Source organism: Streptomyces sp. NPDC002701 (genome assembly GCF_042889045.1).
Lineage (GTDB): Bacteria > Actinomycetota > Actinomycetes > Streptomycetales > Streptomycetaceae > Streptomyces.
Genome location: NZ_JBIAQL010000021.1, coordinates 69,355 through 90,100 on the forward strand (window position 1 = coordinate 69,355; position 20,746 = coordinate 90,100).

18 protein-coding genes and 1 pseudogene are annotated in these 20,746 nt (G+C 71.8%); 10 read left to right on the forward strand and 9 right to left on the reverse strand.

The annotated features are described in order from the left end of the window. Positions 1–22: 22 nt before the first annotated feature. Positions 23–1,324: an acetyl-CoA carboxylase biotin carboxylase subunit family protein gene (locus tag ACFYXC_RS34535; protein WP_389556236.1), complete on the reverse strand. Its 1,302-nt coding sequence runs from the start codon at positions 1,322–1,324 to the stop codon at positions 23–25. A 377-nt stretch (positions 1,325–1,701) separates the two neighbouring features. On the opposite strand from ACFYXC_RS34535, the gene ACFYXC_RS34540 reads away from it, so the two are divergent. Then, entirely contained in the window at positions 1,702–3,360 is a 1,659-nt protein-coding gene (locus ACFYXC_RS34540) for a catalase (protein ID WP_389556237.1), read from the forward strand. A gap of 100 nt (positions 3,361–3,460) precedes the next feature. Here ACFYXC_RS34540 and ACFYXC_RS34545 read toward each other — a convergent pair whose 3' ends face one another. From ACFYXC_RS34545 to ACFYXC_RS34555, 3 genes are all read right to left on the reverse strand, one after another. Next, entirely contained in the window at positions 3,461–4,348 is an 888-nt protein-coding gene (locus ACFYXC_RS34545; protein WP_388910569.1) for a glycoside hydrolase family 19 protein, read from the reverse strand. 199 nt (positions 4,349–4,547) lie between these two features. Continuing rightward, positions 4,548–5,276 carry a DNA polymerase beta superfamily protein gene (locus ACFYXC_RS34550; protein WP_389556239.1) on the reverse strand — a complete coding sequence of 243 codons (729 nt, stop codon included), beginning with the start codon at positions 5,274–5,276 and terminating at the stop codon, positions 4,548–4,550. A 250-nt stretch (positions 5,277–5,526) separates the two neighbouring features. Next, entirely contained in the window at positions 5,527–5,694 is a 168-nt protein-coding gene (locus ACFYXC_RS34555) for a hypothetical protein (protein ID WP_388910563.1), read from the reverse strand. Positions 5,695–5,921: 227 nt separating this feature from the next. Between ACFYXC_RS34555 and ACFYXC_RS34560 the strand changes: the two genes are divergently transcribed. After that, positions 5,922–7,454 (forward strand): SDR family oxidoreductase, encoded by a 1,533-nt coding sequence (locus ACFYXC_RS34560; RefSeq protein WP_389556240.1) that lies wholly within the window; start codon positions 5,922–5,924, stop codon positions 7,452–7,454. A 106-nt stretch (positions 7,455–7,560) separates the two neighbouring features. Continuing rightward, complete coding sequence (locus ACFYXC_RS34565; RefSeq protein WP_389556242.1) at positions 7,561–8,934, forward strand: cryptochrome/photolyase family protein; 1,374 nt, start codon at positions 7,561–7,563, stop codon at positions 8,932–8,934. Here the strand turns inward: ACFYXC_RS34565 and ACFYXC_RS34570 are convergent. Continuing rightward, on the reverse strand, positions 8,909–9,940 hold the full coding sequence (locus ACFYXC_RS34570) for a MerR family transcriptional regulator (protein ID WP_389556244.1): 1,032 nt from the start codon (positions 9,938–9,940) through the stop codon (positions 8,909–8,911). The two genes, ACFYXC_RS34565 and ACFYXC_RS34570, sit on opposite strands and share 26 nt — an antisense overlap. Before the next feature lie 385 nt (positions 9,941–10,325). Here ACFYXC_RS34570 and ACFYXC_RS34575 point away from each other — a divergent pair, with 385 nt between their 5' ends. Then, a complete protein-coding gene (locus ACFYXC_RS34575) occupies positions 10,326–10,766 on the forward strand; it encodes an SPW repeat protein (RefSeq protein WP_388910550.1) in 441 nt (146 codons plus the stop codon). 97 nt (positions 10,767–10,863) lie between these two features. Here ACFYXC_RS34575 and ACFYXC_RS34580 read toward each other — a convergent pair whose 3' ends face one another. After that, entirely contained in the window at positions 10,864–11,622 is a 759-nt protein-coding gene (locus ACFYXC_RS34580) for an ArsR/SmtB family transcription factor (RefSeq protein WP_389556285.1), read from the reverse strand. A 195-nt stretch (positions 11,623–11,817) separates the two neighbouring features. Here ACFYXC_RS34580 and ACFYXC_RS34585 point away from each other — a divergent pair, with 195 nt between their 5' ends. Both ACFYXC_RS34585 and ACFYXC_RS34590 read left to right on the forward strand, forming a co-directional pair. Beyond that, complete coding sequence (locus ACFYXC_RS34585; protein WP_388910547.1) at positions 11,818–12,375, forward strand: GNAT family N-acetyltransferase; 558 nt, start codon at positions 11,818–11,820, stop codon at positions 12,373–12,375. Between the two features lie 143 nt (positions 12,376–12,518). Next, positions 12,519–13,400, forward strand: coding sequence for a GNAT family N-acetyltransferase (locus tag ACFYXC_RS34590; protein ID WP_389556246.1), 882 nt, complete (start codon positions 12,519–12,521; stop codon positions 13,398–13,400). Between the two features lie 89 nt (positions 13,401–13,489). Here the strand turns inward: ACFYXC_RS34590 and ACFYXC_RS34595 are convergent, their stop codons facing one another. Further along, positions 13,490–14,269: a GNAT family N-acetyltransferase gene (locus tag ACFYXC_RS34595; RefSeq protein WP_389556248.1), complete on the reverse strand. Its 780-nt coding sequence runs from the start codon at positions 14,267–14,269 to the stop codon at positions 13,490–13,492. Between the two features lie 324 nt (positions 14,270–14,593). Between ACFYXC_RS34595 and ACFYXC_RS34600 the strand changes: the two genes are divergently transcribed. Continuing rightward, positions 14,594–15,637, forward strand: coding sequence for an acyltransferase family protein (locus ACFYXC_RS34600; RefSeq protein ID WP_389556250.1), 1,044 nt, complete (start codon positions 14,594–14,596; stop codon positions 15,635–15,637). Between the two features lie 126 nt (positions 15,638–15,763). Here the strand turns inward: ACFYXC_RS34600 and ACFYXC_RS34605 are convergent, their stop codons facing one another. Then, entirely contained in the window at positions 15,764–16,504 is a 741-nt protein-coding gene (locus tag ACFYXC_RS34605) for a chaplin (protein WP_389556252.1), read from the reverse strand. A 268-nt stretch (positions 16,505–16,772) separates the two neighbouring features. Here ACFYXC_RS34605 and ACFYXC_RS34610 point away from each other — a divergent pair, with 268 nt between their 5' ends. Continuing rightward, positions 16,773–18,371 carry an alpha/beta hydrolase gene (locus ACFYXC_RS34610; protein ID WP_389556254.1) on the forward strand — a complete coding sequence of 533 codons (1,599 nt, stop codon included), beginning with the start codon at positions 16,773–16,775 and terminating at the stop codon, positions 18,369–18,371. Positions 18,372–18,428: 57 nt separating this feature from the next. On the opposite strand, the pseudogene ACFYXC_RS34615 reads toward ACFYXC_RS34610, so the two are convergent. Then, a pseudogene (locus tag ACFYXC_RS34615) lies at positions 18,429–18,759 on the reverse strand (arginine deiminase family protein); the annotation flags it as partial. A gap of 42 nt (positions 18,760–18,801) precedes the next feature. On the opposite strand from ACFYXC_RS34615, the gene ACFYXC_RS34620 reads away from it, so the two are divergent. Together ACFYXC_RS34620 and ACFYXC_RS34625 are read left to right on the forward strand one after the other, a co-directional pair. After that, positions 18,802–19,896 (forward strand): chemotaxis protein, encoded by a 1,095-nt coding sequence (locus ACFYXC_RS34620; protein WP_389556256.1) that lies wholly within the window; start codon positions 18,802–18,804, stop codon positions 19,894–19,896. An 82-nt stretch (positions 19,897–19,978) separates the two neighbouring features. Next, a complete protein-coding gene (locus ACFYXC_RS34625; RefSeq protein WP_389556258.1) occupies positions 19,979–20,608 on the forward strand; it encodes an FxLYD domain-containing protein in 630 nt (209 codons plus the stop codon). The last annotated feature ends 138 nt before the right edge of the window (positions 20,609–20,746 follow it).

The window sequence follows — 20,746 nt, forward strand, 5'->3', positions numbered from 1 at the left end:
GCTCCTTCGTCGTGCGTGGTCGTCAGCGGGGGCTCTCGTCGAAGGTGAGTCCCAGTGCGGCCACGCAGTGGTCGTACTTCGCGCGCAGGTCCTCCTCACTGTTTCCGCCGGTGAAGATGTGTGCCAGTTCGTAGCTGTAGCTGTCCTGCTGGGACAGGTCGGAGAGGACCTGCCCCTCCTCGGTGGTGACGTCCACCCGCACCCCGTCGGCCTCGCGCTCGATGCGGGCCAGGTCGTCGGGCGAGGGCACGTCGCGCACGACCCCGTCGGTGAACCAGCGGTAGTACCACTTCGCGGCCATCGCGTACGGGCCCTTGCGCTGCGGCATGCCCGGGTCGTCGCCGAGCGCGAGTCCGAGCATCGCGTGGTGGTTGGGCACACCGTCGACGTACTCGAACAGCTCGGCGTGGGACTGGGAGTGCCGGGGGTTGATCTCCAGCAGGTTGATCTGCTGTGTCTTCGGGTCGTAGAAGTACTCCACGCTGAAGGTGGCCGACTCGAAGCCGATCTGGCGCATGACGCGCCGGGTGACGTCGTGCAGCTGGGCGATCACGGACGGCGGGAGCGCCGAGGGGTACTGGTGACGCTGGAAGCTGGACGTGCCGGGGTAGTTGATGGAGTCCAGCACGCCGTAGACGGTCACCTCGCCCCGGTGGACGTATCCCTCGACGGCGACCTGCAGGCCCGTCATCGCCTCTTCGGCGAGGCAGACCTGGGCGCCGACCCCTTCCATCTCCGGCGGCAGTTCGAGCTGGTCGAGGATGTACTCGAAGGGCCGGCCGACCCGGGAGATCCCCTCGCGTATCTGACGGACCGCGTCACGGAACTCGTCCATGTCCTTGACGCCGAAGGCCAGTTCGGAGGAGTACGAGAGCGCCGGCTTGAGCCACATCGGGAACGACACGTTCTCCGGCGGCTGCGGGTCGTCGGAGTCCAGGTCGACCCGGCCGAACCGCGGATGCCTGTCGGTGACCTTCTGCTGTTCCAGCCGGCTCCAGTACTTGTGCTCGCACTTGACCACCGACTCCAGGCCGGTGCTGCGGGTTCCGTAGCGCTCGGCGAGGATCGGCACGAGGGTGCTCACCGGGAAGTCCCAGTAGCCGACGATCGCGTCGATGCTTCCGTCGAAGGCGTCCAGTTCGGCCCTGGCCCTGTCGAGGAGTACCGGGACGGACACCTCGCCGCCCTGCAGCTCCTCGATGGTCAACAGGCGGTGGTAGCGCAGCGACCTGGCCTGCGCCGCCGCGTTCAGCGTCGGCAGGTTGGCGTCGTCGAGACCTATCACGAAGACGTTCTGTACCTCGGTCGTGTTCTTCTCCGGCATCGGTCACCTTCCTGTTCTCTTCGGTCACCCGATCACTCGGATCGCTCGGATCCCTCGGATCGTCTGGATCACCGCGGAAGGTCGGGGGGTACCCCTGTGCGGCGGCGCGAATCCCGCTGACGGCGATCACCGTGTTCGCAGGTGTGATGTCGGCCCCCGGGGACACCCGTGGCCGCATGGTCACGCAGTGGCGTTCCAAAGCCCTGCTCGGGGCATCGACGGCACCACCTCGTGGGACCCCCTCGGCCGACCGCGGGGGCACGTCGGTACGGCACATGGGCCGTCCAGGCCGTCATTCCGCGAGTGTGGGACATATGCGGTGAAATAAGGGCATAGCTTGCTAGAAATTCTCGTACGACCCAGAGGAGTGAACGATCGTGACGGACGTATCGAGCACCGGCCCCGCCCCGGACGACGACCGGGAGGTACTCACCAACCGGCAGGGGCACCCGGTCTACGACAACCAGAACCAGCGCACCGTCGGCGCCCGCGGCCCCGCGACGCTGGAGAACTACCAGTTCCTCGAGAAGATCAGCCACTTCGACCGTGAGCGCATCCCGGAGCGTGTCGTGCACGCCCGCGGGGTGACCGCGTACGGCCACTTCGAGGCGTACGGAAGCTGGGGCGACGAGCCGATCAGCCGCTACACCCGCGCCAAGCTCTTCGCGGAGCGCGGCAAGCGCACCGACCTCGCCGTCCGCTTCTCCACGGTGATCGGCGGCCGGGACTCCTCCGAGGCGGCGCGCGACCCGCGCGGTTTCGCGGTGAAGTTCTACACCGAGGACGGCAACTGGGACATGGTCGGCAACAACCTGGGCGTGTTCTTCATCCGGGACGCGATCAAGTTCCCGGACGTGATCCACGCGCTCAAGCCCGACCCGGTCACCTTCGAGCAGCAGCCGCGCCGCATCTTCGACTTCATGTCGCAGACGCCCGAGTCCATGCACATGCTGGTGAACCTCTTCAGCCCGCGCGGCATCCCGTCCGACTACCGCCATATGCAGGGCTTCGGCGTCAACACGTACAAATGGGTCAACCAGGAGGGCGGCACCGTCCTGGTCAAGTACCACTGGATGCCCAAGCAGGGCGTGCGCAGCATGACGGAGGAGGACGCGGCGAACGTCCAGGCGCAGGGCCTCGGCCACGCCACCAAGGACCTCTACGAGGCGGTGGAGCGCGGCGAGTACCCGGAGTGGGAGCTGCTGGTCCAGATCATGGAGGACCACGACCACCCCGAGCTGGACTTCGACCCGCTGGACGACACGAAGACCTGGCCCGAGCAGGACTTCCCGCCGAAGCCGGTCGGCAGGATGGTGCTCGACCGGATGCCGGACAACTACTTCGCGGAGAACGAGCAGATCTCGTTCGGCACCGGTGTCCTGGTGGACGGCCTGGACTTCTCCGACGACAAGATGCTCGTCGGCCGGACCTTCTCCTACAGCGACACGCAGCGCTACCGGGTCGGCCCGAACTACCTCCAGCTCCCGGTGAACCAGGCCAAGAACGCGAAGGTCCGCACGAACCAGCGCGACGGCCAGATGGCGTACCACCAGGACACGGCGGGCGAGAACCCCATCGTCAACTACGAGCCGTCGATCACCGGTGGTCTGCGCGAGGGCGAGTACCCCACGCACGACGAGCAGGGCCCGGAGATCCACGGCCGGCTCACCCGCAAGCGCATCCCCCGCACCAACGACTACCTGCAGGCCGGCCAGCGCTACCAGCTGATGGAGCAGTGGGAGCAGGAGGACCTGGTCAAGAACTTCGTCGACCTGCTGTCCCAGTGCGACCGGCCGGTGCAGGAGCGGATGGTCTGGCACTTCCTGCTGGTCGAGAACGAGCTGGGCCTGAAGGTGGGGGACGGACTGGGCATCGCGCCCAAGGACGTGGCCCACCTCAAGCCGCTGGCCAGTCAGGACCTGACCGAGGAGGACCGCAAGCGGCTCGAGAACCTGGGCGAGAACCCGTCCCGGGACGTCGCCGGGCTGACCATGACCCACTGCGTGCCCAACGCCCGGCACACGGTCACGCGCTGAACGTCCGGAGACGGGCGGCGCGCCGCCGCGTGACGCACGGGCGACGCGACGGTTCCGCGGCCGGTTCACCACCGGCCGCGGAACCATGTGCGTCAGGACGTCAGCAGTACAGGTTGTTGCCCGGGGTCGTGCCGAGGATCTGCGTGAACCGCTGGTAGTTGTTCACCCGGCTCTGCACCTGGGCCGGGTTCTTGCCGTCGCACTCCAGCGAACCGTTGATGGAGCGGATCGTGTGGCCGAAACCCGCGCCGTTGACCATGGCGTTGTGACCGGTCATGGAGCCGGGACCGGACTGCGTGTTCCAGTACCACAGGCCCGTCTTCCAGGCCACCGCGGCGTCGTTCTGCACCAGCCAGGGGTTGTTCAGGAGATCGATGCCGAGGGCGTCGCCCGCGGCCTTGTAGTTGAAGTTCCAGCTGAGCTGGATCGGCCCGCGGCCGTAGTACGCGGCCTGGCCGGCCGGGCAGCCGTAGGGCTGGCCCCAGTCGCAGTAGTGCGGGTAGTTGGCGGTGTTCTGTTCCACGATGTGGACCAGCCCGCCGGTCTCGTGGCTGACGTTGGCGAGGAAGGCCGCGGCCTCCTGCCTCTTCACCGTGTCGCTGCCCGTGTTGGCGAAGGCCGGGTAGGCACTCATCGCCGCCTTCAGACCGCTGTAGGTGTAGAAGCCGTTGCGGTTCGGGAACATCTGGTTGAACTGGGCCTCGCTGACGACGAACCCGGAGGGGTTGGTGGGTCCGTTGTCACAGGCGTACGGCTCCCAGTACCAGGTGCTGATCGTGGGGTCGTAGCCCGGGTTGTCGTGCTCGGCTATGTACGCCTTGCCGTCGGTGTACCGGACGATGTTCCCGGTCACGTAGGACTTGCCCGCCACCCAGCTCGGGTAGCTCGAACAGGCCGCGGCGGACGCGCCCGACGCCGGCAGGAGCACCGGCGCGGCGGTTCCGAGGACGATCGCGGCCACGAACGCGGAGAGACGGCGTCTCGACACAGGGACCAACTCCTTCACGGAGCACGGTCGCGCCCGTACGGGGGCAGCGCGGAGCTGACCTTGTACGCGCTGCCGGGGGCACCGGCCGCGGCGCACGGGCGGCCGTGGTGGGGGGTGTGGAGGCACACTCCACCACCTTGGTCTGGACCAGTCAAGGGTGTAGACCAGTCAACCCGGCTCGCGGACAGGCCACTTCGGCTCAGCGGCTTCGCACGGCGGGCCCGACGGGAACGGGCGTGTAGTGGTGGGCGCGGACCTTGCGCAGCCACGCCTCGACCGGGGCCTCGTCGGGCCGGTCCGGCAGGGCGCTGCGGGTCCCGTCGAAGGCCGCCTCGTAGTGCTGCAGCAGGGGCAGCGCGGCCATCGCGTCGGCCGCCACCTGCTCGCCGAAGCGGTGGTACTCGTCCGGGTCCTCGACGCGGACACTCAGGCTGCCGGTGGCGTACAGCTCGAAGCCCTGGTGGCACAGACGTTTCAGGTGCCGGGCGTGCTTGGCGGTGCGCCTGCGGGTGTCCGCGGGATCCGCGGAGTCCGTGGAGGCGGCTCGACGGTCGTAGAGCCGCTTGAACTGCTGGGTGGCGTAGCCGAGGTAGGCGTCGCGCACCCGCTTCGCGCAGAGCAGGGTCGTCCGGATACCGATCAGCTCGTCGCCGAGCGGGGTGCGGACCTCGTACAACTCGTCGGGCAGCCACACCAGTTCGACCACGGTCGGGTTGCCGCGCAGGGCCAGCCTGCACCACTTGGCCGCCTCGTGCAGCGTCCTGTCGGGTCCCGTGGTCACGTGGGACTCCTTCGGCCCGTGCAGGCCGTGGAGGTCCTCGGTGGGGGCGGCGAACATGCCGAGCCGGTCCACGTCCGAGCCCGGCCGGGCCAGGCCGTACGCGGTCGAGCCGACGATGCCGGACAGCAGGATGTTCCTGGTGGTCACGGCTTTCCCCCTCTCCCTCACCGCCCCGCCGCCTCGTGCGAGCCGGGCGGCTCACCCAAGGTCATCACCCGGGGGACGGCCGCGTACAGCGATTTTCGGGGGCGGGACAGGGGGACCCGCACGGCCCGGCCCACGCCGGGCCCCGGCACTCGGCACTCAGCGGAACGACGGACGACCGGGGCGCCCGAGGCGACCCCGGTCCGCCCGTCCCGGCGGCACCGCACGGCCGCCCCACCCGGCGCCTGGGGCGTCAGTCGTCCTCGCGCGCGGGAACGACCACGAGGAACGCGTCCGACTCCAGATCCATCACGACCGCCGCCGGCTCGCCCTCGGCGCGGCGTCGCGCCGCGTACTCCTCCGCGGGCCACGACCCTCGCGGGGCTCCGGCGGGAAACTGCTCCAGCACCTTGGCACTCATGACGGCTGACCTCCCGTGTCCACCAACGACTCTCCGTGGAACCGTCTGCCCGCGATCGGCCGGTGCATGTACGGGTGTCCCGCACCTGACGCCGACGCGGTCCTGCCCCGGCCGACCCGTATGGCCCACGCCCCGCATCCGCCCGGGGCGCCGTCGGGGAAGGGCTCACACGCAGGACGCGTACGGGCCGGGCGGCCGGACAGGACCGAACAGGAGGGCCGGGACACATGAGCGGTGACGACGCCGGAGCCGGGCTGCGCTGCCTGGTGACGGGTGCGACGGGGTACATCGGGGGCCGTCTGGTCCCGGAACTCCTCGCCGAGGGCCACCGCGTGCGTTGCATGGCCCGCTCCCCCGGCGCGCTCCGGGACCATCCGTGGGCGGCCGACGTCGAGGTGGTCCGCGGTGACGTCACCGACGCCGACTCGGTCGCCGCGGCGATGCGGGACATCGACGTCGCCTACTACCTGGTGCACGCCCTGGGCACGGGCAAGGGCTTCGAGGAGACCGACCGCCGAGCGGCGCGGATCTTCGGGGAGCGGGCCCGCGCGGCGGGCGTACGCCGGATCGTCTATCTGGGCGGGCTGACGCCCGCCGGGGTGCCCGGCCGTGAGCTGTCGCCGCATCTGCGCTCCCGCGCAGAGGTCGGCCGCATCCTGCTGGACTGCGGCGTCCCGGCCACCGTGCTGCGGGCGGCGGTCATCATCGGTTCGGGTTCGGCCTCCTTCGAGATGCTGCGGTACCTCACCGAGCGGCTGCCGGTGATGGTCACCCCCAGCTGGGTCCACACGCGGATCCAGCCGATCGCGGTACGGGACGTGCTGCGTACGCTCGTGGGCAGCGCGCGGATGCCGGACGGCGTCAACAGGGCCTTCGACATCGGCGGCCCGGAGATTCTGACGTACCGTCAGATGATGGAGAGGTACGCGGCCGTGGCGGGTCTCCCCAAGCGGCTGATCCTGCCCGTACCCGTGCTGACCCCGAGGGTCTCCAGTCACTGGGTCGGCCTGGTCACTCCCGTGCCGCGGTCCATCGCGCGCCCGCTGACCGAGTCGCTGCGCCACGAGGTCGTCTGCCACGAGCACGACATCGCCCGGTACGTGCCCGACCCGCCGGGCAGGCCGATCCCCTTCGACGAGTCGGTGCGCCTCGCCCTGCAACGCGTCCGGGACGCCCGGGTCACCACCCGCTGGTCGTCCGCCTCGCTGCCGGGCGCCCCCAGCGACCCCCTGCCCACGGACCCCGACTGGGCGGGCGGCAGCCTCTACACGGACCGGCGCGAACGCACGGTCGACGCCTCGCCCGCGGCCCTGTGGCGGGTGATCGAGGGCATCGGCGGCGACAACGGCTGGTACTCCTTCCCCTCCGCCTGGGCCGCGCGCGGTCTCCTGGACCGGCTGGTGGGCGGCGTCGGACTGCGCCGGGGCCGCCGTGACGCCACACGCCTGCGGGTGGGCGACTCGCTCGACTTCTGGCGCGTCGAGGAACTGCAACCGGGCCGGCTGCTGCGGCTGCGCGCCGAGATGCGGCTGCCGGGACTGGCCTGGCTGGAGATGTGGGCCGACACGGACGACGACGGCCGCGTCCGGTACCGCCAGCGGGCCCTCTTCCATCCGCACGGACTGCTCGGCCACGCCTACTGGTGGGGCGTGTCACCGTTCCACGCGATCGTGTTCGGCGGCATGGCCCGCAACATCGCGCGCGCCGCCGCCCGGGCGGACCACGCTGCGGACGCGCCCCTCCGCACGCCCGCCGGCTGAGATCCCCCCTCCCCCTTTCCCCCTTTCTCTCCCTCTCTCCCTCTCTCCCTCTCTCCCTCTCTCCCTTCCCTCCCCCCGTCCCGTCCCGGAGTTGCGGAGTTCCGTCATGAACGTCTCGGTCGTCCTGTTCACCTCCGACCTGCGCCTGCACGACCACCCGCCGTTGCGCGCGGCGCTCGACGGCTCGCGCACGGTGGTGCCCCTGTTCGTGCGTGACCGGGCCGTCGACGAGGCCGGCTTCGCCGCTCCCAACCGGCTGGCGTTCCTCGCCGACTGTCTGCGGGACCTGGACGGGGGCCTGCGCGAGCGCGGGGGCCGGCTCGTGTACCGCTCGGGCGACCTCGTCGACGAGGTGTGCAAGGTGGTCGGCGAGGCGGATGCCGACGAGGTGCACATGGCGGGCGACGTCAGCGCGCACGCCCACCGGCGCGAGGAGCGGCTGCGGACCGCACTGGAGTCCGACGGACGCCGGCTGCACGTCCACGACGAGGTGGTCACCGCGCTGTCACCGGGCGCGATCACGCCGGCCTCCTCCGACCACTTCGCCGTCTTCAGCCCGTACTTCCGGCAGTGGGAGCGCCGTCCGCAGCGTCGGGTGCTGGGCCCGCCCCGCACCGTGCGCGTGCCGGAGAACATCGGTTCGGACCGGCTCCTCTCGCGCGCGGAGCTGTCCGGCCTGTCCGAAGGGCTCGCCGCGGGCGGGGAGCGGGAGGGCAGGAAGCGGCTCGCGGCCTGGCTCCGCTCCGGGATCGGCGCGTACGAGAACGGCCACGACGATCTGGCGGGGGACAGGACCTCGCGCCTCTCCCCGCACCTGCACTTCGGCACGGTGTCCCCCGTCGAGTTGGTGCACCGGGCGCGGAAGGCGGGCGGACCGAGCGCGGACGCCTTCGTACGGCAGGTCGCGTGGCGGGACTTCAACTACCAGCTTCTGGCCGCGCGGCCCGCCGTCTCCACCCGGGACTACCGCACCCGCGACGACCGGTGGCGGTCGCCGGACGCCGCCGCGCGGGACATCGAGGCATGGAAGGCGGGCCGGACCGGCTATCCCCTCGTCGACGCGGCCATGCGGCAGCTGCGGCACGAGGGGTGGATGCACAACCGGGGCCGCCTGCTGACCGCGAGCTTCCTGGCCAAGACGCTGTACGTCGACTGGCGGGTGGGAGCCCGCCACTTCCTGGACCTGCTGGTCGACGGCGACATCGCCAACAACCAGCTCAACTGGCAGTGGGTGGCGGGAACGGGCACCGACTCCCGGCCCAACCGGGTCCTCAACCCGGTCCTGCAGGCCAAGCGGTACGACCCGCAGGGCGCGTACGTACGGCGCTGGGTTCCCGAACTCCGGGGGCTGGAAGGTCCTTCCGTGCACGAGCCGTGGAAACTGCGGGAGGCCGAACGCGCCACCTACGACTATCCGCGGCCCATCGTCGACCTGGCCGACGGCCTGGCACGCTTCAGGCACGCCCGCAGCCGTGAGTGAGTGTGAGGACGGACAGTGCCTCACGCAGGCTCGGTGGCCTCGGCATGCCCTGCGCCGACCGTCCTGCCCACCCGGGGCCGCCCAGGACGACCATCGGCTGCCTGCGGGCGCCCTTCACTCCCCACTGCGTGGCGGCGACGTGCCGGGCCAGGGAGAAGCTCGCCGTGGAGCGGACCTGCGCCCACAGGAAAACGGCCGCGGGTCCCAGGCGGCGCACCGCGGCGGTGAGCGCCTCGGCCGGCACCGCCGCGCCGAACATCCGGGTGGGCAGGCCCTGTTGGGCGAGTCCGGCGTTCAGTGCCTCCAGCGGCAGGGTGTGCTGCTCGCCGGGGACGCACGCCAGGACCACGGGCCCCGGCGCGGTGTCCGACAGGCCCGCCCGGCACAGCGGCGTGACCCGGCGCAGCGCGGTGGACACGTGCCAGGACAGCAGGTGCTCGACCTCGACATAGCGGTCGCCGGACGATGCCCATCTGCGCCCGACGGCGTGCAGGGTCGGCATCATCACCTCCTCCCAGGCCACCGTGAGGCCGTACCGCTCGACGGCGGAGGTCAGCCGGCCGTCCAGGGCGGGGGCGTCGAGCCGGACGGCCGCCCTGGCCAGTCCACGGCATTCCTGACGTGCGTCGCCGAGGGGCAGGGCACCCGCGGCCCGCGAGCGCTCGCCGCTCGCGGAGGTCCGCTCGTCCGCAGGCATCCACTCGGCCGCGGGCGTCCGCTCGTCCGCCGTGAGGACGGCCGCGGGCACGGCCGTACCTGCTCCGGCGGCCCCCTCCTTGGCGGCGCGTGCCGCCTCGGCCGGTGGCACTCCGGCCGAGGTGAGCCGGCACATCGCCTCCAGCACCGCCACGTCCCGGGACGTCCAGCGGCGGTGCCGTCCGTCGGCGCGGACCGCCGGGCCGACGCCGTACCGGCGGTCCCACGAGCGCAGCGTGGTCGGTGACACGCCCAGCCGCCGGGCCAGTTCCCCGGTCGTCATCCCCGTGCCGCCCGTCGTCTCGTCCATGGGCCGACTGTACGACGCACAATCGATGCGGTTTGCCGCCTCTGTCGTTCCCCTCCCAGGATGGCCACGACGGGGCGCTCTCACGGGAGTTGGCCCGGGACCGGCCGGCGGTGACGGGGCGAGCGGCCGGCCCGACGGCGGTGGACCGCCGTGGCGCCCCTTCGAACCCCCTCCCGGAGCAGTCGGCTGCTCCGGGAGGGCCCGGCGCCGGCCCGCCGCGCTCCGCCCCTCGGCCGGCGGCTGACGGCCGCGGCACCCCCTCCCTGACGACCGACGGCGGCTCCCGCTACACATAAAGGGGAAATAAGAGCAGAATGGACATAAGCGGCGCCTGTCGCTCACCGCACAGACGCGGTCGGGGCCGCAGAGAAAAAGGAGTCGCGTCATGGCCAACGTCTCGAACACCAGAGGTGACATCGCAAGCCACCCGGACGTACCCGAGATGCGGGATCGGTACGCCCGCATGCTCGGCGGTCGCGATGTGGCGCTCGTGGACGGACCGGTGTTCCTGCTCGGTCTGTACTGCGCCGCTTCCCCGTGGATCCTCCACTACACGACGAGCCAGCCCGCCCTCGTGATGCACAACCTCATCATGGGCATCGCCATCGCCGTGCTGGCTCTCGGCTTCACCACCACCCCGGCGCGGATGTACGGCCTCAGCTGGGCCATGTGCGCGATGGGCGCCTGGATGATCATCTCGCCGTGGATCGTGGGCGACAGCCCCGACGCGGGTGTCGTGCTCAACAACATCATCATCGGCGCACTGACCCTGATACTGGGTTTCCTGTGCGCGACCGCTTCGGCGAAGAGCACGTCAAGGGCGTAGCAGGGCGTCCGCACGGATGAGGGCCGCCGGCCGGCCCGCACACCGCGGGCCGGCCGGCGCACGCCCCGGAACCGCCGCCACGTTCCACCCCTGACCGCTACGGCACCAGCCACGGCTCCTGCGGCAGGGGGCTGCCGGTCTCCAGGAGCGACTTCAGGTTGGCCAGGACCGCGGGCCAGCCCTGCGAGACCTCCTTGACCGCGACCTCGTCGGCGAGGTCCTCATGGGTGACGGTCAGCCGGACGATGTTGCCGTGCGGCCGGATGTCGTAGGTGACCCTGGAGTGCTTGTCCGCCTTCCCCTCGTCCTCCGGTGCGGCCCAGGTGGCCACCAGACGGGTGGGCCGCTCGCTCTCCACGACGGTCCCCACCACGTCGGCGGTGCCGGAGCCGTCCGTGCGCCGGTGCTCCCACCGGGAGCCGGGGCGCCAGTCCTCGGAGACGTTGCTGTGGCCCCAGTACGCGGCGGTCAGGTCGGCGTCGGTGAGCGCGTCCCAGACCTTCTCGGGCGTGGCGGCGATATAGGTGACGTACACGTAGGTCGGCTGGTCGGTCATGTCTTCCTCGGCTCGTCGCTTGAGTGCGCTCAGCGCCCGCAGGCGCGGGCGCTCGAACTTGTCGATCCACCGCTCCTGGATCTCGTGGAGCGGTACGGGGTTGAGGTAGTGGAGCTTCACCCGCCCCCGCCGCACCGTGCTGACCAGGTTGGCGGCCTCCAGGACGGTCAGGTGCTGGGTCACCGACTGCCGGGTCATGGCGATGTGCCCGCAGAGCTCACCCAGCGTCTGCCCGCTCTGCTCGTGCAGCCGGTCGAGCAGTCGCCTGCGCGTCCCGTCGGCCAGCGCCCTGAAGACCAGGTCCGTCGCCGGGTCCCCGGTGGCCCCCGGACCGTCCTCCGCCTCTGTTCCCTCATCCGATCGCACACTCAACGTTATGCAGGCAAATGCCTGCATGTCAATCACCGATACGCGCCGGCCGGGGGCGCTCCACGGTGTCCGAGTGGGCGTCACGCGCCCTTGGCCGCGCGCCCGTGCGCGGGGCAGGATCGCCCCATGGACAGTCCGCTGACACTCGCCGCACCCGCGTACCTCCGGCTCGTAGGAGAGGGAGTTCACCTGCGCGAATGGTCCGAGGACGATGTGGACGCGCTGATCGCCGTGTACGAGGACCCGGAGAGCGCCCGCTGGACGCCGGTGGCCTCGCCGTTCGACACGTCGGCGGCCCTCGTCTACCTGGCCGAGGCCAGGGAGGCGCGGGCGGAGGGGCGCAGGGTGCAGCTCGCGATCACCACGGACGGAGTCCTGCCCCGGGGCGAGGTGCTGCTGTTCCGCAGCAAGGCCGACGAGCGGGACGTCGAGATCGCGTACGGCGTCGGCGCCGCCCACCGCGGCCGTGGCCTGGCCTCCCGGGCGGTCCGTCTCCTCGCCGCCCACGCCGTACGGCACACGGGGGCCCGCCGTGTGGTGCTGTGCATCGAGGAGGCCAACGCGGCCAGTGCCGCCGTCGCCCGGGCCGCGGGGTTCACGCTCACCGACGACGAGCCCGTGCTGCGGACGTCGCGGGGACGGGAGATCGCGCTGCTGACGTGGAGTCTGACCGGCACCCCCTGAGCGGATGGCGGCGTCGGCGGTTCGGGCGCCGGACAAAAGGTGTTGCAGGGCGTTCTCCGTCACGGCTAGCGTCTGCGCGCTTCCCGCGCTTCCCGCGCTTCCCGCAGTTCCCGCAGTTCCCGCCCGATCGTGACGGAGACGTCTTGTCGTACCGCATCACCGCGCTCACCGACCCCGAGCCCGCCGTGTCCAGCACCCGGCTGGCCTGGCTCGCGTCCGACGACGAGGGGGCACCTGCCGGGTCGGCCTTTCTGCGGCTGTTCAGCAAGGACGGGCAGGAGCATCTCGCCGAGCTCGACATCGCCGTACACCGTTGCGAACGGCGGCGGGGTGTCGGCACCCGTCTGCTGGAGGCGGCCGTCGCGGCGGCCCGCGGGGAGGGGCGCCGCTCGCTCCTCGCGCAGGCGGTGGACGGCGCGCCCGGCGACCACTTCCTGGCGGCCCGCGGATTCCGCCGAGTCCTCGCGCTGACCTACGCCAGACTGCCGCTCGCCGACGCCGACCCGGACCGGATCGACGCCCTCGTCCGACAGCCGCACGAGGGCTACCGGTTGACCGAGTGGGAGGGCAGGGTGCCGCCCGAACTGGCCCGGAGCTTCGCCGCGTCGCGGCGGGCCATGGACGACATGCCGATGGACGGCACCGACTACGGCACGGTCGTCTGGGACGTGGACCGCGTCCTCTCGGCCGCGGACGCCGTCGCCGGGCGCGGTGAACTGCTGCACACCGTCGCCGCGCTGGACACGGCGGACGGGTCGGTCGTCGGCTTCTCCGAACTGGTCGTGCCCGGCGACGGCCGGGGCGACGGACAGCACTACGGGACCGGTGTGCTGCCCGAGCACCGGGGCCACGGGCTCGGCCTGTGGATGAAGGCCAGGGCCGTCCGCCGCGCCCGCGAACGCCACCCGGAGCTGAGCGGGCTGCTGACCGACACGGCCGACAGCAACACACACATGCGGGCCGTCAACGACGCGCTCGGCTATCTGCCCACGCACAAGGCGGTGGAGTACCAGCTCGATCTGTGACCGGAGCCGGCCCGACCGGCACGCCTGAGCGGGGCTCCCGTAGCCAGGCTCCCCGAACCGGGCTCCCGGCACCGCGTGCCGCCACACGGCTACGGCGCCGCGCGAACGTACGGCGTGGTCGTGGTCAGCGGTACGAAACCGAGTCGCTGGAGGATGGGCCGGCTCTGGTCGGAGGCGTCGACCTGGAGATACGGGTAGCCGCGGTCCGCGGCGATGCGGGCGCGGTGGGCGACCAGGGCGCGGTAGATGCCCCTGCCGCGCCATGCCTCGACGGTGCCGCCGCCCCACAGGCCCGCGAACCGCGTGCCGGGGACGAACTCCATCCGGGCCGAACTGACCGGGACGTCACCGGCGAGGGCCACCACCGCGACCACGGTGTCCGGGCTCTCCGCGAGTTGGCCCAGCAGCTGGTGGCGGAGCCGGGCGCCCGACGTGCCGAACGCCTGCTCGTGCACGTCGACCACCAGGTCGACACCGGCCGCGTCGGTGACGGGCCGCACCTCGACGCCCGGCGGGGGCCCGGCGTCGAGGTCCAGCTCGCCGGCCTCCGCGATCATCAGGGTCTCCGCCGGCTCGGGGACGAACCCGGCGGACCGCAGACGCTCCCCCAGGTCGTCCGGCCGGTCGTGCCCGTACAGCTTCCACTCGAACTCGCGGCCCAGCTCGGCGAAGTAGCGCGTCTGCTCGGCGATCGCCGCGTCCGCGTCGGACTCCCCCAGGTCCGACCAGAGCACTCCGTTCCACCCCTGCCCGGGTCCGACGTGCCGGACCACGCCCCCTACACGCTCCACGACGGAGTCGGGTCCGTAGGGTTGCGCGCCCTCACGCATCTCCCGGTCGAACAGTGCCAGTACCGCTTCGTGATCCATCCGGCCACTCCAGCATCCGCGGACCGCCCCGGGCAACGGAGTTTCCGACCGCACCGGCGGTGATCGGACGTCTGCTCCCCCGCCCCGGACGGCCGGCGAACACGGGGCACGACTGAGCCGTACCTGAGGGGGCAGGCGGGAGGGATCGGCTCACCGCCACCGAGGCCAGGAGATGTGGTGTCGCACGACCTGTCAGCCTCCGCACCACCCGGCTCCGCACCACCTGACTCCGCACGCCTTGCGCCCGCCGCGTCACCGTCGTCACCCACGTCACCCACGTCACCCACGTCACGGGAACAGCGGACCGGGGCTTCGGCGAAGCCGGTGTCCGCCCGCAGCAGGGACCCGTACTTCGACAACGCGAAGTACCTCACCCTCGTACTGGTGGCCTGCGGGCACGCCTGGGAGCCCTTGACCCACGGGAGCCGGGTCGCCACCGCCGCGTATCTGACCGTCTACGCCTTCCACATGCCCGCCTTCGCCCTCGTCTCCGGCTACTTCTCCCGGAGTTTCGACATGGCGCCGGGTCGGGTGCGCCGGCTCCTGACGAGCGTCGTCGTGCCGTACCTGGTCTTCGAGACCGCCTACACGCTGTTCTACCGGTGGGCGCGGGACGATCCCGGCTATCCGCTGAGTCTGCTGGACCCCTGGTACGTCATGTGGTTCCTGGTCGCGCTCTTCATCTGGCGGCTGACCACCCCGATCTGGCTGGCGCTGCGCCATCCGGTGCCGGTCGCGCTGGGGTTCGCCGTGCTCGCCGCCGTCTCACCGGATCTGGGCGGGGACGTCTCGATCCAACGGGTCCTGGGATTCCTGCCGTTCTTCGTCCTCGGCCTGACCCTGCGCGCCGGGCACTTCGAACGGCTGCGGACGTGGCGCGTACGGCTGCTGGCGCTGCCGGTCGTGGCGGCGGCCCTGGTCACGGCGTACGCGGTGGCGCCCTGGTTCGGCGCCGGGTGGCTCTACCACCGGGGCAGCGTCACGGGCCAGGGCGTCCCGGCCTGGGCGGGGCTGTTCACCACTCCGGCGCTGTTCGGCCTCGCCCTGGTCCTGACGGCCTGTTTCCTGTCCTGGGTGCCGGGGCGGCACCTGTGGTGCACGGCGCTGGGCGCGGGGACGATGTACGGCTATCTGCTGCACGGTTTCGTCATCAAGGCGTCCCGCTTCTGGGACTGGTACGACCACCCCTGGCTGCACACCACGGTCGGTTCACTGGCCGTCACCGCGGCCGCCCTGGCGCTCGTGACCGCGCTGTGCTCCGCTCCGGTCCGCAGGGTCTTCCGGTTCGTCGTCGAACCGCGCATGGAGTGGATGTTCCACCGTCCCGACGCGTCGGCGCCGGCCGGCGCACGCTCTGACAGACCTTGACCGGCAGGGGTCCCGGACGGGCCTGCCCCGTACGAAGAGGGCATGGTCGCGCGTGACGTACGGAGGGCCGCACCGGTCCCGGGACCGGTGCGGCCCTCCGGCCACGCTCGCGGGCCGGGGTGCGGGTCAGCGGCCGGTGCCGCTGCCGCGCTCGGAGCGCTGTACGGCGGCGGGCCGGAAGCGGCGGTACAGCAGCGCTCCGCCCAGCAGGAGCGCTGCGCTCGCGGCGACCGTCGGGCCCGTCGGGCCCGCACCCGTGTGGGCGAGGGAGGCGCCGGGCACGTCCTGCGGCAGGGTCCGCGGCGTCTCGTGCTCCACCGGGTCCGCCGGCTTCACGGGCTGCTTCGACGGCGGGGCCGGCTTCGGGACGGACGGCTCGGCCGGCTCGGACGGCCGGTGCGGCCGGTCTCCGGACGTGTTCGAGGACTCGTTGCCGACAGACGGGTTGCCGATGCCGACGACACTCACCGCGTTACCGGTGACGTTCACGGGCAGCTGGACCGGGAGGTGCACTCCGTTGCCGCTGATCAGACCCGGAGAATCCTTTTCGCTGCCGTCCGCGACGGCCCCCGCGGAGCCCTGGTGGCCGCCTCCCCCGTAGCCGCCGTCCTCGCCACCGCCCTTGCCGCCCTCGTTGGCGCAGCTGTTGCCCATGGCGGGGTTGAGGAGTCCGACCACGTTCACGGTGTTCCCGCACGCGTTCACCGGGACGTGCACCGGGAGCTGAATGGTGTTGCCGGAGATCGCCCCGGGCGAGTGGGCCGTGGCGCCGTCCGCCGCGGAGTCCGCGTGCGCCGGCGTCGCCAGGCCCACGGCGCCGGAGGCGGCGGCCGCGAGGATCAAACCATTTCGGGCAACCCGTTTCATAGGTTCCCTGCCTTCCAGACTTGGTCGCGGGGCACTCGCCCGCACCCTTGGAACGCGGGCGGACCGAGCAGGTTATGGCTCGCCCGCCATTCGACCCCCTTCGAGCGGACGCCGAGCGAAGCGCCGTTCGAACCGTCCGTCGCTGCGCCGCGCAGGATAGGGCCGGTTCCGCGGTCCCGCTCGCCCGGAGGCGCGGCCGTGGGCGCGCCCGTATCGTGATCGAGGGGGAATTCCCGGCCGCGCGCCGGGACGTCCCGGGAGGCTTGTGATGCTGTCGACGCACCAACGCCGTGCCTTCGTCTGCGCCATGACGCTGGCCCTGCTGGGAGCGGGGCTGCCGTCGGTGGCGGCGGCTGTCGCGGAGCGACCCGATCTGTCCCGCTTCCACGACCAGAAGATCACGTGGTCGGCCTGTCCCGACGACACGCTCTCCGATGACCTGCAGTGCGGGAAGGTGACCGTCCCCCTCGACTACGCGCACCCGAACGCGGGGACGCTCGACCTGGCCATGGCCCGGTTCAGGGCGACGGGCGAGTCCAGGGGTTCGGTGCTGCTGAACTTCGGTGGCCCCGGCGGCCCGGGCGTCAGCGAACTCGCGGCCGGCGGCGAGGACTTCCTGGGTCTCACGGACGGCTATGACGTGGTGACCTTCGACCCGCGCGGTGTCGGCCGGAGCTCCCCGGTCAGTTGCGGCGAGGGCATGGGCGCCACGGACCCCGACGCGGAGGCCGACGCGGACGCCGGCACGGAGACGGAGGCCGACGAGGGCGACGATCCGCGGGCCGCTCTCGAGGCGCTGCGCAAGCTCGCCGCGGACTGCGTGAAGCACTCCGGGCCGGTGATGCGGCACATCGGCACCGTCGACGCCGCACGCGACCTCGACGTGATGCGCGCGGCGTTGGGCGACAAGAAGCTCAACTACCTCGGCTTCTCGTACGGGACGCGGCTGGGCGCGGTGTACGCCGCCCAGTTCCCCGGGAGGACGGGCCGCATGGTCCTCGACGGCGTGGACACCCTCACCGAACCGCTGAGCGAGCAGGGCGTCACGGGCGCGCGGGGTCAGCAGACCGCGCTGGAGGACTTCCTCGACTGGTGCACGGAGGACCTCAACTGCGCGTTCGGCCAGGACCCGCGCTCGGCCCGCGAGGACGTGGTCCGGCTGATCCGCTCGCTGGACGAGGAGCCGGTGCCGTCGGACTTCGGCATGCCGTTCTCCGGTCAGGACCTGGTCGGCGCGATAGGCCAGGCGCTCTACAGCAGGGAACTGTGGCCGGCCCTCTCCCAGGCGCTCACCTCCCTGGTCCAGGACGGGGACACCCGGGGCATCATGGGCTTCTCCGCGGGCGGCGGCGCGGTCCCCGGCATCGCCGGCGTCACCGCGGACAAGGACGGGAACGGGGGTCTCGTCGACGAGGGCGACATCCCCTTCGACAACCTCCCGGCCGCGCTGATGGCGATCAACTGCGCGGACGACCCGGACCGCCCCTCCGCCGGCCAGGTCACCGAGGACCTGGACAGGATGCGTGCCGCGTACGAGCGGGCGTCCCCGGTCTTCGGCCGGTACCGGCTCACCCAGGCCCTGATGTGCTACGGCCGCCCCAAGGGCACCACGTACATCCGTGAGGAGGTCCGGGACGTCGACACACCGAAGATGCTGCTCGTCGGCACCCGCGGCGATCCGGCGACCCCGTACCGCTGGACCACGGAGACGGCGGACCGGCTCGGGTCGGCGGCCGTCGTCCTCGACAACAAGGGCGAGGGCCACACCGGTTACTCCTCCTCGAAGTGCGTGAACCGGAAGGTCGACGACTTCCTGCTGTACGGGCGGCTGCCGGCCGACGGGAGTTCGTGCGGCGCGGAGGAGTGAGCCGCACACGAACCCCGCGGGCCGGGGGGATGCGGGGGCGGGCGCGGTCAGAAGCGGTCAGAAGTCGACCGGGTCGCGCACAATCGGGCACGTCATGCAGTGTCCGCCGCCCCGTCCCCGCCCCAGCTCCGCGCCGACGATCGTGATGACCTCGACCCCGGCCCTGCGCAGCAACGCGTTGGTCTGGGTGAAAGGTGTGGACCCGGTCCATGATGGCCGGGTAGAGGGTGACGAGGTCCCGGTCGGCGAAGGTGAACACGGTGTCGAGGTGCGTGGCCGCCCGCAGTCTGAGCATGCCGACGACGATGACGTGCTCGGCCGCGCCGTTCGCGAACAGGGCGGCCGCGACCTGGGTGATCGCTTGGCGGGAGGTGCGCTCGCTCATGCCTCCCCGAATGCCCGTGTGACGATTCGGTCATATGGTGCGTCTATGGAGCACCTTCTGAGTCCTGCCACCCTCGCCGAGCTGCGTCGTCCGCGGCCCTATCCCGCGGTGTCGGTGCTGACGCCGACCCACCGCAGGGAGCCCGACAACGCGCAGGATCCCGTCCGGCTGCGCAATGTGCTGGCCGAGGCGAGGAAGCAACTGGAGTCCGATCCCGCGGTCACCCGTGAGCGGCGCATCGACGTCGTCGAACAGCTCGAACAGGCGCTGACCGAGGTCGACCTGGCCCACGCGGAGGACGGCCTCGCGATCTTCGCGGCTCCCGGGGAGCACCAGGTGTGGTCGCTGGCCCGGACCGTTCCGGAGCGGGTCGTCCTCTCGGACACCTTCCTGACCCGCAATCTCGTCGCCGCGCAGGCCGCCGAGAGCCCGTTCTGGGTGCTGACCGTCTCCGCCGACCGGATCGCGCTGTGGAGCGGCGGCGGGCATGTCGTCGAGGCCGCCACGGCAGGCTTCCCGCTGACGCGGAGCCTGGAGGATCCGGACGCCGAGCGCCAGGAACGCGTCGGCGACGTGCCGAGCACCTTCCGCGACGAGCAGATGCGCCACTTCCTGCGGGACGCCGACACCGCCCTCGCCGGTGTCCTGCGCTCCGCGCCGCGGACCGTGTACGTCGCCGGTGAGCAGTCCGCGCTCTCGCTGCTCGGCGAGGTCGGCACCGTGACCAGGGACGCCGTGCACGTCCCGCACGGCGGGCTCGGACACGCCGGGGCCGAGGCGGTGTGGCAGGCGGTCCGCCCCCTGGTCACCGCCGAGCACCTCCGGCTCATCGACACCGTGACGCTCGAACTCGAAAGCGCCAAGGGGCGCCGGGAGTTCGCCGCGGGCGTCGACGAGGTGTGGCAGAACGCGACCGCCGGCCGGGTCCGGCTGCTGGTCGTCGAGGAGAACTACCGCGTGACGGTACGCGACGACGGCGGCGACCATCTGGTCCCGGCCGGCAGCGACGACCTCGACGCCCGGGACGACATCGTGGACGAGATCGTCGAACAGTGCCTGGAGACGGGCGCCGAGGTCCGCTTCGTACCGGACGGAACCCTGGCCGAGGCCGAGGGCATCGCGGGAGTGCTCCGCTACTGAATCCGGCACCGCGGGCCCGACCCGGCATCCCCCACCCCCTTCACCTTCACTTTCACCTTGACTCCGACGAGGACGGCACGCGATGAACACACCCCTGCCCCGTGCGCCCCGCCGTCCCGGCCGCACGCGTGCGGCCGTCCTCGCGGTGGTGACCGCGGCCGCCCTCGCCGGTGCCGTCACGTCGTGCGGCACCGGCGACGACTCCGGCGACTCCACCCCGTCCTTCAGCGAACGCCCTACGCCTCCCGACACCGCGTCCTTCTCGGGGACCGCCCCCTCCATGAAGGAGTCGGCCGTGGAGTCCGCACGCGCCTCGGCCTCCGCGGCGGCGTCCTCGGCCTCGGCCGCCGCCTCCGCCTTCGAGGCATCCGTGTCGGCGGAGGCGGCCCGCGCCGACAAGGCCGCCGAGAACGAGCTCAAGGACGTCGAGGGCCCGGGCAACGCGATGTCCGAGGTCTCCATGACCGGCAGACCCAGATCCGAGACCGGCGGACTGCTCGCCGTCGTCGTGAGCATCACCAACAAGACCGACAGCGAGGCGTCGTACGCCGTGCGGATCGACTTCCTCGACTCCTCCGGCAGGACGGTGGAGACGAGATACGCCGGAGCCGAGGATCTCGCCCCCGGTGACCGCACCCAGTCCCTCGCCGTCAGCCGCAGACCCGCGGACCCGGTCCTCACCCCGAAGCTGTCCCAGGCCCAGCGGTACTGACCGGGGACGTGCTCGAACGGCCCCGGCCGCACGTCGTAGCGTCGGTGGGCCAGTTGACGGACAGGCCCGCAAGGACAGTGGCATATGCCAGAGGCACCACCGTGTCGTGTGTTGCCAAATCCCTTACAGGGCGTCGCG